Raw genomic sequence first — 13,664 nt, 5'->3', positions numbered from 1 at the left:
GTGCTATAATACCGTGCTAATTCCCAAATTATGTTAATGTTCAATGGAGGCTTTAGGCCTCCATTGTTTTTATTTAAAGTGTACTGGAGGGCTCCATGGCTGTAGCTGCCAATAAACGTTCTGTAATGACTCTTTTCTCAAGTGCTTCTGATATGTATAGCCATCAGGTGCGCATCGTTCTTGCTGAAAAAGGCGTAAGTGTTGAAGTTGAGTTGGTTGATGAAAAAAATCTACCAGCAGAGCTTGTTGAACTGAACCCGTACAAATCAGTACCTACTCTTGTTGATCGTGAGCTTGCTCTATATGACTCGAAGATCATCATGGAATACCTAGATGAGCGTTTCCCTCACCCACCGTTGATGCCTGTATACCCGGTTGCTCGTGGTAACAGCCGTCTAATGATGTACCGCATTGAGCGTAACTGGTATTCAGTTGCAGAGAAGATCGTTAAAGGCAACGCTGAAGAATCTGAAGCAGCTCGCGTTAAACTGCGCAACGACCTACTGACTCTTGCTCCTATCTTCGCTGAGTATGAATACTTCATGAGCGAAGAGTTTAGCCTAATTGATTGTTACCTAGCTCCGCTATTATGGCGTTTACCTGAGCTTGGTATCGAACTAATTGGTCCTGGTTCTAAAGAGCTTAAGATTTACATGAACCGCGTATTCGAACGTGATTCATTCCTAGCTTCTCTAACTGAAGCTGAGCGTGAGATGCGACTCGTTCGCTAAGCGTTTATGGATATTTCTAATATGACTCCACGCCGACCATACATGCTTCGTGCATTTTATGAGTGGCTGGTTGATAACGAACTAACTCCACACCTTGTTGTTGAAGCAACATTACCGGGTGTGCGAGTTCCAGAAGAGTTTGTTCAAGATGGTCAGATCATTCTGAACATCGCGCCTCGTGCGGTTGGACAACTTGAACTGGGTAACGAAGCTGTGACGTTTAGTGCTCGCTTTAGTGGTCGTCCACACTCTGTGATCGTTCCGCTTTACGCAGTACAAGCGATTTATGCTCGTGAAAATGGTGCTGGTACCATGTTTGAACCTGAAGAGGCTTACATGGAAGCGTTTGAAGAAGGGATTGAAGAAAGTCCTTTTGAAGAACCAGAAAAAGGCCCATCTTTGAGCGTAGCAACGGCAGACGTAGATGCTGAAGAGCCAGACTCAGATCCTGAGCCACCTCGTCCAGCGAAAGGTCGCCCAAGCCTTCGTGTTATCAAATAACGTTAGTTATACCAATCACAGTAAGTAAGTGATCAGAAATAGCGCAGGAAAAAAGCTTGAGAGCAAGGTGGAATTTTTTGATAAGTAGTTATTCTACAATCAAAAATTCTAACGCAGTTATCGAAATTTTTAACAAGCTAGAATGATATATTATTTATTACGATTGGTATTAGATAACGAACCAAATAAAAAAGCAGCGACTCGTCGCTGCTTTTTCTTTTCTGCTATATCGCATTTAGTTGACTGGCTTACGGCTAGTTAACAGCCGTCTCTTCTTCACCGTATTCAAACGCTCGAATAACCTGTTTTACGCCAGATATGTTACGCGCAACTTCTGTCGCGATATCGGCATGCTCTCTAGTCACGAGTCCAAGTAGGAATACTTCTGAATCCTCAGTAATCACTTTTACTTTGATGCCGTTAAGCTCAGCATTCGCAAGCAGAGCTGATTTCACCTTAGTGGTAATCCAGCTGTCTTTACTGATAGCACTTACAGACAAAGGTTCTTTCACTCGAACTTGATTGTGGATGCTCTCAACGCCAGCCACTTCTTTGGCTTGGTTTTCAAAAGCGCGACGTTCTGAATCTGTGGTTGCTTGCCCCATCAACACCACTGAACCTCGGTATGAGCTTGCGGTGACACGTACATTGCCACGGAATGGTTGTTTATTGGTAATCGCTGCAACTTCAAATTCGATGTTGTTGTCGTTCCAAATCTCTTTGGTTGTTCGCGTATCTGTGACTAGGTTTGCAGTAGTTGCAGCACCAGCAATGAAAATGCCAGCACAACCAGACAGAGACAGTGTAAGTAGCGAAACATTAATCAGCTTAAACAGCCTCATAGAGGTTAATGATTTCATTGTGATGCTCCGTATATCACTCTTCGTGGGCAGGGAAGAGTACTTGATCGATTAGGTCACATAGGCAGTGCAGTGTCACCATGTGTACTTCATGAATGCGCGCTGTACGGTGTGACGGGATACGAATCTCTACATCGTGTTCACCAAGCAAACCTGCCATCTCACCACCATCTTTACCGGTAAAGGCGATGATGGTCATGTCGCGAGTTACCGCCGCTTCCATTGCCTTGATGATGTTCTTGCTGTTACCGCTAGTCGAGATAGCCAACAGAATATCGCCAGTTTGACCGAATGCACGCACCTGCTTAGAGAAGATCTCTTCATAGTGGTAGTCGTTAGCCACAGCCGTTAGCGTGGTGTTGTCTGCTGTGAGTGCCATTGCTGGAAGGCTAGGGCGCTCTGTTTCAAACCGGTTGAGTAGGCACGATACAAATTGCTGAGCATTCGACGCCGAACCACCATTACCACAACAAAGAATTTTGTTTCCGTTAAGCAAGGTCGCAACCATTGCTTGAGCGGCATGCGTGATTGCGTCAGGCAGAGCTTCTGCAGCCGCAATTTGGATTTGAATACTTTCTGTGAAACTTTCTTTAATGCTGTCTAGCATGTTTATCCTTGGGTAATCGCGTTTTGAATCCAGTCGATAGTGTCATTCGGCCCTTCAATGGCAACAATATCAAACCTGAAATCTGTAGAGTGCACCGACAAGCCTTGCTGCATAAGCCAAACATTGGCTGTTTTGAGCAGTTTCTGTGACTTCTTGGCAGTCACCATTTCAGCGGCATGTCCGTAGCGGGTTTGCTTGCGGTATTTTACCTCAGCAAACACAACCGTATTGTTATGGCGCATTATAAGATCAATCTCGCCACATTTTGCTATGAAGTTTTCTTCTATTAACGATAAACCGTGGTTAATCAGATAAGATTTTGCCACGGCCTCGTATTTATCACCCACTTGTTTGTGGGTGATGGTTGGTTTGGATAGGAACTTTCGGCTAAAAAGCCCCATGCTCTGCCCAGCTGATTTCACGTTGAACCACACAGTTGTTATCGATGGTTAGCACACCCGTTTCACCTGGAATGCTGTAACCCTGTACGGCTTTCATCTGTGGCAGTGCATCCATTAGGTAGTATGCATCCATTCCCAGTGCTTGCAGACGCTTTTGGCCGTTTGAGTGTGCAGGCCATAGGTCGTTTAGCTCTTTATTAAGCTCGTTTTTGTTCTCAACCAATAGTGGGATGTCGCTGTAGAACACGCCGGTTAGGTCTTCATACTGCTTATCACCGCTGTTGCTGCGTGAGTTTGAGAACAGAGCGGGTTGGCTCGCATCTGGGTTAATTGCAACTTCAATGAAGGGTTTGATTAGCGTTAGCTCTGAGTTCTTAGCCACAATGTAGACAGAATCGATATCACGACGGCTGCGTGGCTCGGTTTCTAGGTCTAGGTTCAGTAACCCATCCATTTGAGCGATACGTTGTTGGCTCTCTTGCAAGCCAAATACCTGATTCACATTACGTTGCAGTTGGCGTTTGTCAGAGAACAAGCTGATAGCCACATCGTTGCTGCTGTATTTTTTCCACTCTTCTTTAAACGCTTGCTCAACACGCTCACCTAAACGTCCTCTTGGCGCAAGGATAAGCGGATACTTGTAGCCTTGAGCAAATAGGTGTTTCGCTGCCTGAGCAACTTCTTGTTCAGGCGATAGAGCGAGATAGCAAATATTGGTATCAGGTTCTAGTTGCGTTGGAATGTTCAGAGCTAAAGCTGGAATCGAATTCTCGTGGTTTTTCTGCGCTTGCTGAAGCTTAGTAATGTTGCTCTTGATCAGCGGACCCACAATGAAATCAACGTTGTTCTCTTCCAGTATCGCTTTAATCTCAGCAGCACTTTGCACGTTGGTATCCATTACTGTCAGCGTTGCATCTTCTTCGCGTTCTTTGTCGTTCATCATCGCAAAGATGAAGCCATCACGTACCAGTTGTGCTTGCTTACCGTATTTACCCGTTAGCGGCAGCAACAGTGCAGTGCTGGTTGGCTTGCTGATCTCTAGCGCCAAGATGTCGGTGATCGCCTGAGGTGTGTAAGTAGCAGCTGGGTGCTGAGGATTCTCGGCTAACCAATCCGATAAGGTTTCCTGCAGGTTTGGAAGATTTGAGTTCAGCGTCTTCATGTAGATTGCCAGTTGTAACCAACCTGAAAGCACATCTTCTGTCGGTGATGTTTTCAGTTCTAGAATCTCGTATTGAGAGTAGCTATTCAGGTTTTGCCAAATACGGTCGGCAGTTTGCTGTTGAAGCTCGTCGTCAGCCTCTAGGTACTCTGAATAGAGCACTAACTCACGGCTTGCTTCAAAATACTCACTCTTCATCTCTGAGATGTTCGCGCGTAGCTCGTGATAATCTTTCCACTGCTCGTTCGGAAGCTTCCACCAAGGCTGGAAGTTTAGTTGGCTATAAGCTTGATCTGGCTGTGAGTTATTCACCAGCAGCTGAGCGCGCGCTAATTGCCATTCCGCTTGTTGCGTTTCGCTCAGCTCTTGTTTTGCTAAGCGTTTAATCAGCAGAGTTGCTTGATCGGTTTTTCCAACTTGCACAGAAGCCTTAAGCGCCATGATTAACCAGTCGTTTTGTAGACTTCCTTTGCTACTATCCGCCTGCATCATGTAACTTTCAGTTGATTGCGCTGGATCTAGTGTAATATCAACGCTCGTTGGTGCTTGAGGACCTGAAGAACAAGCCGCCAATGTAATTGCTAATGCAATTGGAGTTAGTAAGCGTGGTACACTGAGTCTCTTATGGTTCATCGTTGCCATGAGTTCTTTAAATTCCGTATAAATTTGTATCTATATTAATCGTTGAAGTGATGGTAAACAAATGACAGATAACAAAACCTTGCTCACAGAGAGCCCAACTCTCTACATTGTGCCAACCCCAATCGGAAATTTGGGAGATATCACTCAAAGAGCAATTGAAATTTTATCAAGTGTCGATGTTATTGCAGCCGAAGACACACGCCACACGGGTAAGCTGCTTGCTCACTTCAATATATCAACCAGAACGTTCGCTTTACATGATCATAATGAACAAACTAAAGCACAAGTTCTAGTCGAAAGGTTATTAGAAGGTCAGTCTATCGCATTAGTCTCTGATGCGGGTACTCCTTTAATTAGTGACCCAGGTTACCATCTTGTCTCACAATGTCGTCAAGCGGGTGTGAGAGTTGTGCCACTTCCTGGTGCTTGTGCAGTGATTACGGCATTGAGTGCGTCTGGTTTACCGTCTGATCGTTTCAGCTTTGAAGGCTTTTTGCCGCCAAAGAGCAAAGGTCGTAAAGATAAGTTCCTAGAGATCGCGAAAGCAGAGCGCACGTGTATCTTCTACGAATCACCACATCGAATCTCAGATTCTCTACAAGATATGCTTGAGATCTTAGGCCCAGACCGTGAAGTTGTCTTGGCACGTGAGCTGACTAAGACATTCGAAACAATTCAAGGATTGCCACTGGGTGAGTTGATTGAGTGGATTGAAGAAGATTCGAACCGTAAGCGCGGTGAGATGGTGTTACTGATTCATGGTCATCGTGAAGAAGCGAGCACAGAACTGCCAGACGAAGCGACTCGTACTCTGGGTATCCTAACTAAAGAGTTACCTCTTAAAAAAGCGGCGGCAATGACAGCTGAAATCTACAACCTGAAAAAGAACGCGCTGTACAAGTGGGGCCTTGAGCATCTAGACCACTAGAAACCTCTTTATAGAGTAGCTAACCTGTATTGAAAAGCTTGTGAGGAGTGATGGTATTGCCGTTATTCCTCTTTTTTTGTCTGAATTGTGTAAAATTCACGCAGTTGCTTAGAGGTTTGCACCATATTTGTGATCTCGCTAGACACTGCACCCTAATCTCTATACAATTCGCCCTCGGAGTTGAACGGGTAATCGCTGCTTTGCTGATGTCCTTCGGGAGACTGACGTTGAGGTCCTTCGGGAAACTGACGTTGAAGTCCTTCGGGAGACTGGTAGAGGGGAGGAACGTCCGGGCTCCATAGAGCAGGGTGCCAGATAACGTCTGGGGGGCGCGAGCCCACGACAAGTGCAGCAGAGAGAAGACCGCCGATGGCCTCATTTCTTCGGAAGGGGCACAGGTAAGGCTGAAAGGGTGCGGTAAGAGCGCACCGTGCGGCTGGCAACAGTTCGTAGCAAGGTAAACTCCACCCGGAGCAAGATCAAATAGGCCCTCACATTGCGTTGCTCGCGTATGGGGGCGGGTAGATTGCTTGAGCCTGTGAGCGATTGCAGGCCTAGACGAATGGTTACCGCCGCGCAAGCGGAACAGAACCCGGCGTATGTGTCAACTCCACCTATATAAAGAACCCATCATTACTTAACGGTAGTGATGGGTTTTTTGCTTTATATTGACGTAATTTATTTAGATTTCCTTAGAATCCTTCACCCTGATATGAGCTTGGGTCAAAAATTCCCAAAGCCTATACACAATATGGTGGAGATACGGCGTGAAATCAGTACACTAAAACGTTAATAGAACAAATTATTGCCGAACTAATGGCTCAATCCACTCACTGAGAAGACTATGACAGAAGCATTCAAACATATTTCAGTATTGCTTAACGAATCTATTGACGGACTTGCGATCAAACCTGACGGTACCTACATCGATGGTACTTTTGGCCGTGGTGGTCACAGCCGTACAATCCTGTCTAAACTGGGCGAGAATGGACGACTCTTTAGTATTGACCGCGATCCACAAGCGATTGCAGAAGCGCAAAAGATTGATGACCCTCGTTTTACGATTATTCACGGCCCGTTCTCAGGTATGGCTGAATATGCAGAGCGTTATGACTTAGTCGGTCAAGTGGATGGTGTGTTACTGGATCTAGGTGTTTCTTCACCACAGCTAGATGACGCTGAGCGTGGCTTTAGCTTCATGAAAGACGGTCCGCTTGATATGCGTATGGACCCAACAACCGGTATTCCTGTCTCTCAGTGGTTAGTTGAAGCCGATCTTGATGACATCACATGGGTTATTCGTGAGTTCGGTGAAGACAAACACGCTCGTCGTATCGCGAAAGGCATCATTGCTTATCAAGAGAATGAAGAGAACGAACCACTAACGCGTACCGGTCAGTTGGCTAAGCTTATCTCGGATGTAGCTCCAAAAAGCTTCAAAGAGAAAAAGCACCCAGCAACACGTGCTTTCCAAGCCTTCCGTATCTACATCAACAGTGAACTTGAAGAGATCGATACAGCCCTGAAAGGCGCAGCAAGCATTCTTGCTCCTCAAGGCCGTTTGTCTGTTATTAGCTTTCACTCTCTTGAAGACCGCATGGTGAAGCGCTTTATCCGTAAAGAGAGCCAAGGTCCGCAAGTACCACATGGCCTGCCACTAACAGAAGAGCAGATCAAAGCGCTAGGCAGTGCTGATCTTAAGCCTGTTGGTAAAGCGATCAAGCCTTCTAAAGATGAAGTGGATGAGAATACTCGTTCGCGTAGCTCAGTATTACGAATCGCAGAAAAGCTATAGTCAATGAAGACCTCCAAACCGAACTTAGCCAAGATAATATTTTTTGATTTGATCTCCGTGGGCAAGGTCCCATTGATGCTTCTTATCTGTATCTTCGCGAGTGCGATGGGGGTCGTTCTTACGACACATATGTCACGTCAGGCGATCACGCAAAAAGACACGGCGTTGGTGGAGCGAGAACAGCTTGATGATGAGTGGCGAAATTTAATGCTTGAAGAGACGGCTCTGGCTGAACATAGTCGCGTTCAAGCATCGGCAAAAAGAGAGCTAGACATGAAACGTCCAGACTCTGAAAAAGAAGTTGTGATCACACTGAAATGACCGGTAAAAAGGAAAAAGCACCCGCAAAAGCCGTTAAGAAACCAACGAAAGAGCGAGTGAAGAGCGAAAAGGATTCGGGTCCAATTCTTATTAAATGGCGTTTCAACGTCGTTATTGCTTTCGTGTTTCTTGCCTTTGCTGCGCTGGTTGGTCGTGTGGCTTACATCCAAATTATTGAACCAGATAACTTAATTCGTCAGGGCGACCTTCGCTCAGTACGTGTTAAGGCCATTCCTTCTGCTCGCGGTATTATTTCAGACCGCAATGGCGAGCCGCTTGCTGTGAGTGTTCCAGTTGAAGCGGTATGGGCCGATCCTAAAACGATTTTCGATAAAAACGGCATGGCCCAAATTGATCGTTGGTACGCGTTAGCCGATGTACTTGGCTTAGAGCGACGATCGATGATCGACAAGATCTCTAGCAACAAATCCCGTCGATTTATTTACCTGCAAAGACAAGTTAGCCCTGCAATGGCTAAGTATATCCGTGAGCTTAAGCTGGTGGGTGTTGGCCTGAAAGCGGAATCTCGACGTTACTACCCTGCAGGCGAAGTCAGTGCGCACCTTATCGGTGTTACCGGCATTGATGGACACGGCCTAGAAGGCGTTGAGCGCAGCTATGACAAATGGCTCACAGGCGAGGCCGGTAAGCGAACGATTCGTAAAGACCGCTACGGACGTGTTGTTGAAAACATTGCTTTAGAAGAGCGTGAAGAAGGCAAACCACTCGAGCTAACGATCGATCAACGATTACAAGCGATCGCCTACCGAGCGATTAAACAGGCGGTGGCCGATCATAAGGCGACTTCTGGCTCAGCGATTTTGTTGGATGTAAAAACCGGCGCTGTGTTGGCGATGGTTAATGCGCCTTCTTATAACCCGAACAATCGTGCTGACTTACAAAGCTTTAAGATGCGTAACCGCGTACTTACCGATGCGATGGAGCCCGGTTCTACCGTGAAACCTTTTGTGGTTTTAGCAGCGCTAGAGAACGGTACAGCTGATCCAGATATCGTTATTGATACTGGCAACGGCATCATGCAGATCGGTGGCAGTCGTGTGCGAGACTCGTCTAAAGTCGGTAAGGCTGATTTAGCGCTGATCCTCAAGAAGTCGAGTAACATCGGTGTGGCGAAGTTGGCACTTAACATGCCTTTAGAAGCTCTGCTAGGGATGTACAGTTCTGTTGGTCTGGGCGAAATGTCTGGGCTGAACTTAATCGGTGAAACGAGCGGTATTTTCCCGAATCGTCGTCGCTGGTCTAAGTTTGAAATTGCAACACTATCATTCGGTTACGGTTTGTCTGTTACACCGATGCAGTTGGCCCATGCGTATGCGACGCTAGCCAACAAAGGCATGTATGAACCGATTCATATTATTAAGAGTAACGACCAAGACTTTTCTAAGCAGATCATCAAGCGCGAGAACGCTGAACTGGTTTTGAATATGCTCGAAGGGGTGACTCAAAAAGGCGGCACAGCAACAAGAGCGGCCGTTCCTGGTTACCGAGTTGCAGCAAAAACGGGTACTTCTCGTAAGGCTGAAGCTGGCGGATACAGCGACGAATACATTGCGATTACTGCAGGTTTTGCCCCGGTTAGTGACCCAAGAGTCGCGCTGGTTGTTGTGGTCAATGAGCCTCAAGGTGACCTTTACTATGGCGGTTCAGTTGCTGCCCCCGTTTTTTCTGAAATCATGAAGGGTGCATTGCAAATACTGAATGTCCCTGCTGATGAAAACAAGTTTCAAGAATAGAGCCAATCAGGATTCAATATGAGTAATAGCCTCACGCTGTCATCTTTACTTTCCCCTTGGGGTGACTTTAGTTCACCTGAGCTGGATGCGATTGCCGTTGAACAGTTGGAGTTGGATAGTCGTGCCATCAAAGACGGCGATATTTTTGTTGCTGTAGTTGGGCATGCTGTTGATGGCCGTCGTTTCATTGACAAAGCGGTCTCACAGGGAGCCAATGCCGTTATCGCACAAGCTGATGCTGAAAAGGCCCATGGTCTGATTGAGTGGTTGGATGCTGTTCCGGTTGTTTACATTAAAGACCTTAACTTGGTGTTATCTGAGTTGGCCGGTCGTGTTTACTCGTCTCAGGCGACTAAGCTGATTGGTGTTACCGGCACCAATGGCAAAACCACCATCACCCAATTGATAGTTCAATGGCTTGATCTTGTTGGTCAACGCTCTGCGGTAATGGGCACCACGGGTAATGGCTTTTTAGATAGTCTAAAAACCGCGGCGAATACCACCGGCAGTGCGATTGAAATACAACGCACACTGAGTGAGTTAGCGGAAGAAAACGCGGCTTACACAGCTATGGAAATATCTTCTCATGGTTTGGTTCAAGGCCGAGTTAAGGCATTGGATTTTGAGGCTGGTGTATTTACTAACTTGAGCCGTGACCACTTGGATTACCACGGCACGATGCAAGAGTACGCTCTGGCTAAGAAGAGCTTGTTTACTCAGCATAAGTGTAAGCACGCTGTGATTAATGTTGATGATGAAGTCGGTAAAGCTTGGATGGCTGATCTGTCCAATGCAGTAGCTGTGTCATTGCTTCCGTTATCGGGCTACCAGCAGTCAGTATGGGCATCGGATGTTGCTTATGCAGAGACGGGTATCAAACTCGCTTTTGATGGTAGCTGGGGGCAGGGACAACTGTCTGTTCCTTTAATTGGCCAGTTCAACGCATCAAATGTATTGGTTGCTTTCGCGACCCTACTTGTACTAGGCATCGACAAGCAAACCTTGATCGACACAGCACCTCAATTGCAACCTGTGATTGGCCGTATGGAATTGTTCCAAGTACCAAACAAAGCGAAAGTGGTTGTCGACTACGCGCATACACCTGACGCATTAGAGAAAGCATTGGCAGCACTACGTGTACATTGCTCTGGAAAGCTATGGGCAATCTTTGGCTGCGGTGGTGATCGAGATACAGGCAAGCGCCCTATGATGGCGGTTACCGCAGAGCAGTTCGCCGATAACATTATTATTTCAGATGACAACCCTCGCAGTGAAGACCCGGCATTGATTGTTAAAGACATGCTGGCAGGTTTAAGTGAGCCTGAAGTCGCCTTTGTTGAACACGATCGCTTTCAGGCGGTTAAGTTTGCTCTAGAGCAGGCGGGTAATAACGACATTATTCTTCTGGCAGGTAAAGGCCATGAGGATTACCAAGTATTGAAAGACAAAACGATCCACTATTCGGATCGAGAGTCAGCACTACAACTTTTAGGTATTTCATAATGATTGATGTATCACTCGAGCAGATCTGCTCAGCGGTGTACGGTCAGCTGATAGAGGCTGGCAAATCGAGCAATAGTTTGATCAATGCGGTTTCTACCGATACTCGCACCGTTGAAGAAGGTGCACTGTTTGTTGCTCTTGTAGGTGAACGTTTTGATGCGCATGATTTTTGTGGTCAGGCTGTTGAGGCCAATGCGAGTGCGTTATTAGTTCAACGAAAACTTGACCTAAATATTACTCAAGTTGTTGTTGAAGACACTAAACTTGCTTTAGGTCAGCTAAGTGCTTGGATCCACAAACAATGTAACGTGCCAACCATGGCGATAACAGGAAGCTGTGGCAAAACGACCGTCAAAGAGATGGTCGCGAGTATTCTACAACAACGTGGCAAAGTGCTGTTTACAGCGGGTAACTTCAATAATGATATTGGAGTACCACTAACCTTGCTGCGCAGTGAACCCAATGACGACTATGCCGTGATAGAACTGGGCGCGAACCACATTGGTGAAATTGCCTATACCACGCAGCTTGTGAAACCACAGGTGGCCTTAGTGAATAACGTTGCTGCCGCGCATCTAGAGGGCTTTGGCTCAATTGATGGTGTTAAACAAGCGAAAGGCGAAATTTTTCAGGGGCTTGCTGCTGGTGATACTGCTATTGTTAACCTAGAGAGCAATGGTGGTGACTTCTGGAAAGATGTGCTTGCAGACAAAAACGTACTGACCTTTTCTGAAAGTGATGACACGGCGGATTACTTTTCGACGAATATTCGCATCAACGAGCAGGGTGAAGCTTGCTTTGATATGCAGACCCCGCAAGGCGCTATCGATGTCGAACTTGGCATTATTGGTCAGCACAATGTAGCCAACGCATTAGCCGCAGTAGCACTGAGCATTCAGTTTGGCGCAACGCTCGATGAAATAAAAAATGGTTTAGCGAATCTTATCTCAGTCAAAGGACGAGTTGAGGTTCAACAATTAAGTCAGAATATCAAGCTGATAGATGACAGTTATAACGCCAGCGTGCCTGCAATGAAGGCGGCAGCTAAATTGCTATCGAGCTTCAAAGGTCAACGTTGGTTGATTTTAGGCAATATGGCTGAGTTAGGCGATGAAAGCCTTGCACTTCACCGTCAAGTCGGTGAATATGCTGCCCCATTCGCTTTTGAGCATGTACTCACTTACGGTGATGATACCAAGGTGATTAGTGAAGTGTGTAACGGCACTCACTTTGCAACGCATGAAGCGATGATCGCGCACATAGAGCAGCACTTGAGCTTGCCAGAAAACGCGCCACATACCTTGTTGGTAAAAGGCGCCAATAGTGCAGGAATGAGTAAAATAGCCGCTGCTTTAAAGGAGAACTTTTCATGATAATTTGGCTTGCAGAGCTACTACAGCCACACTTTTCTTTTTTCCGTTTGTTCGAATACTTATCGTTTCGTGCAATCGCGAGCATTTTGACGGCTTTATGTCTGTCGCTGTGGATGGGACCTCGTTTAATTGAGCGTCTGCAAATGCTGCAAATTGGCCAAGTTGTTCGTAATGACGGCCCAGAATCTCACTTCAGTAAGCGTGGTACACCAACCATGGGTGGTGTGATGATCCTTGCTGCGATCATCATTACGGTCTTACTTTGGGCTGACTTATCAAACCCTTACGTTTGGGCCGTACTTGTCGTGCTAGGCGGTTACGGTGCAGTTGGTTTTGTTGATGATTATCGTAAAGTCGTTCGTAAGAACACTGATGGCTTGATTGCGCGTTGGAAGTACTTCTGGCAATCGGCTATTGCATTGGTTGTGGCGTTTGCTCTGTATGCTCATGGGCAAGACACTGCTGCGACACAATTAGTGGTGCCTTTCTTTAAAGATGTGATGCCACAACTTGGCCTGCTGTACATCGTGCTGACTTACTTTGTTATTGTGGGTACTAGTAACGCGGTAAACCTAACTGATGGCCTAGATGGCTTGGCGATTATGCCAACGGTTATGGTTGCTGCGGGTTTTGCTGTTATCGCTTGGGCGACAGGTAACGTTAACTTTGCAGCATACCTACACATTCCATACATCCCATACACCTCTGAACTGGTGGTGGTATGTACTGCTATCGTTGGTGCAGGCCTTGGCTTCCTATGGTTTAACACTTACCCAGCACAAGTATTCATGGGCGATGTTGGCTCTCTAGCACTGGGTGGTGCGTTAGGTGTGATTGCGGTACTCGTTCGTCAAGAGTTGGTACTAGTGATCATGGGTGGTGTGTTTGTAATGGAGACTCTGTCAGTGATTCTGCAGGTGGGCTCTTACAAATTGCGTGGTCAGCGTATTTTCCGCATGGCACCGATTCACCACCACTATGAACTTAAAGGTTGGCCAGAGCCGCGTGTTATCGTGCGTTTTTGGATAATCTCAATGGTATTAGTACTGGTTGGCCTAGCGACACTGAAAGTTCGTTAATCCTATG

The 13,664-nt window shown here is 46.5% G+C and carries 13 protein-coding genes and 1 other RNA gene; 10 read left to right on the top strand and 4 right to left on the bottom strand.

The features are described 5' to 3' along the window. The first annotated feature begins 95 nt into the window (after window positions 1-95). Together sspA and sspB are read left to right on the top strand one after the other, a co-directional pair. On the top strand, window positions 96-731 hold the full coding sequence (gene sspA, locus F0229_RS04445) for a stringent starvation protein SspA (RefSeq protein ID WP_009848943.1): 636 nt from the start codon (window positions 96-98) through the stop codon (window positions 729-731). Window positions 732-737: 6 nt separating this feature from the next. Then, entirely contained in the window at window positions 738-1,232 is a 495-nt protein-coding gene (gene sspB / locus F0229_RS04440; protein ID WP_017072808.1) for a ClpXP protease specificity-enhancing factor, read from the top strand. Between the two features lie 254 nt (window positions 1,233-1,486). On the opposite strand, the gene F0229_RS04435 is transcribed toward sspB, so the two are convergent. Genes F0229_RS04435 through F0229_RS04420 form a run of 4 tightly spaced genes read right to left on the bottom strand, consistent with a single transcriptional unit; the run spans window position 1,487 to window position 4,904 of the window. Beyond that, complete coding sequence (locus F0229_RS04435) at window positions 1,487-2,092, bottom strand: BON domain-containing protein (protein WP_017062905.1); 606 nt, start codon at window positions 2,090-2,092, stop codon at window positions 1,487-1,489. A 16-nt stretch (window positions 2,093-2,108) separates the two neighbouring features. Then, window positions 2,109-2,699, bottom strand: coding sequence for a phosphoheptose isomerase (locus tag F0229_RS04430; protein ID WP_004729817.1), 591 nt, complete (start codon window positions 2,697-2,699; stop codon window positions 2,109-2,111). Between the two features lie 2 nt (window positions 2,700-2,701). Next, window positions 2,702-3,100: a YraN family protein gene (locus F0229_RS04425; protein WP_017059277.1), complete on the bottom strand. Its 399-nt coding sequence runs from the start codon at window positions 3,098-3,100 to the stop codon at window positions 2,702-2,704. After that, window positions 3,087-4,904 carry a penicillin-binding protein activator gene (locus F0229_RS04420; RefSeq protein WP_171732330.1) on the bottom strand — a complete coding sequence of 606 codons (1,818 nt, stop codon included), beginning with the start codon at window positions 4,902-4,904 and terminating at the stop codon, window positions 3,087-3,089. The genes F0229_RS04425 and F0229_RS04420 overlap by 14 nt, the downstream gene beginning before the upstream one ends. A 61-nt stretch (window positions 4,905-4,965) precedes the next feature. On the opposite strand from F0229_RS04420, the gene rsmI reads away from it, so the two are divergent. The 8 genes from rsmI to mraY all read left to right on the top strand — a co-directional run bounded on the left by rsmI (window position 4,966) and on the right by mraY (window position 13,657). After that, entirely contained in the window at window positions 4,966-5,832 is an 867-nt protein-coding gene (rsmI, locus tag F0229_RS04415) for a 16S rRNA (cytidine(1402)-2'-O)-methyltransferase (protein WP_171732329.1), read from the top strand. 176 nt (window positions 5,833-6,008) lie between these two features. Continuing rightward, an RNA gene (gene rnpB, locus F0229_RS04410) (RNase P RNA component class A) lies at window positions 6,009-6,448 on the top strand. A gap of 228 nt (window positions 6,449-6,676) precedes the next feature. Beyond that, on the top strand, window positions 6,677-7,627 hold the full coding sequence (gene rsmH, locus F0229_RS04405) for a 16S rRNA (cytosine(1402)-N(4))-methyltransferase RsmH (RefSeq protein WP_017062902.1): 951 nt from the start codon (window positions 6,677-6,679) through the stop codon (window positions 7,625-7,627). Window positions 7,628-7,630: 3 nt separating this feature from the next. Further along, window positions 7,631-7,948, top strand: a complete 318-nt coding sequence (ftsL, locus tag F0229_RS04400) for a cell division protein FtsL (RefSeq protein WP_019824585.1) — start codon at window positions 7,631-7,633, stop codon at window positions 7,946-7,948. Then, entirely contained in the window at window positions 7,945-9,702 is a 1,758-nt protein-coding gene (locus tag F0229_RS04395; RefSeq protein WP_171732328.1) for a penicillin-binding transpeptidase domain-containing protein, read from the top strand. The genes ftsL and F0229_RS04395 overlap by 4 nt, the downstream gene beginning before the upstream one ends. A gap of 18 nt (window positions 9,703-9,720) precedes the next feature. Next, window positions 9,721-11,205: a UDP-N-acetylmuramoyl-L-alanyl-D-glutamate--2,6-diaminopimelate ligase gene (gene murE / locus F0229_RS04390; protein ID WP_171732327.1), complete on the top strand. Its 1,485-nt coding sequence runs from the start codon at window positions 9,721-9,723 to the stop codon at window positions 11,203-11,205. Beyond that, the gene (gene murF, locus F0229_RS04385) at window positions 11,205-12,578 is read left to right on the top strand and encodes a UDP-N-acetylmuramoyl-tripeptide--D-alanyl-D-alanine ligase (protein WP_171732326.1); all 1,374 of its coding nucleotides are present in this window, start codon (window positions 11,205-11,207) and stop codon (window positions 12,576-12,578) included. Before murE ends, murF begins: the two co-directional genes overlap by 1 nt. Then, window positions 12,575-13,657 (top strand): phospho-N-acetylmuramoyl-pentapeptide-transferase, encoded by a 1,083-nt coding sequence (mraY, locus tag F0229_RS04380; RefSeq protein WP_017059284.1) that lies wholly within the window; start codon window positions 12,575-12,577, stop codon window positions 13,655-13,657. The genes murF and mraY overlap by 4 nt, the downstream gene beginning before the upstream one ends. Window positions 13,658-13,664 lie beyond the last annotated feature (7 nt).

The sequence above is a fragment of the Vibrio sp. AIC-3 genome (genome assembly GCF_013114515.1).
GTDB lineage: Bacteria > Pseudomonadota > Gammaproteobacteria > Enterobacterales > Vibrionaceae > Vibrio > Vibrio crassostreae_C.
Note: the sequence above shows the minus strand (reverse complement) of the source record. Positions and strands in the feature narration are given on the sequence as shown.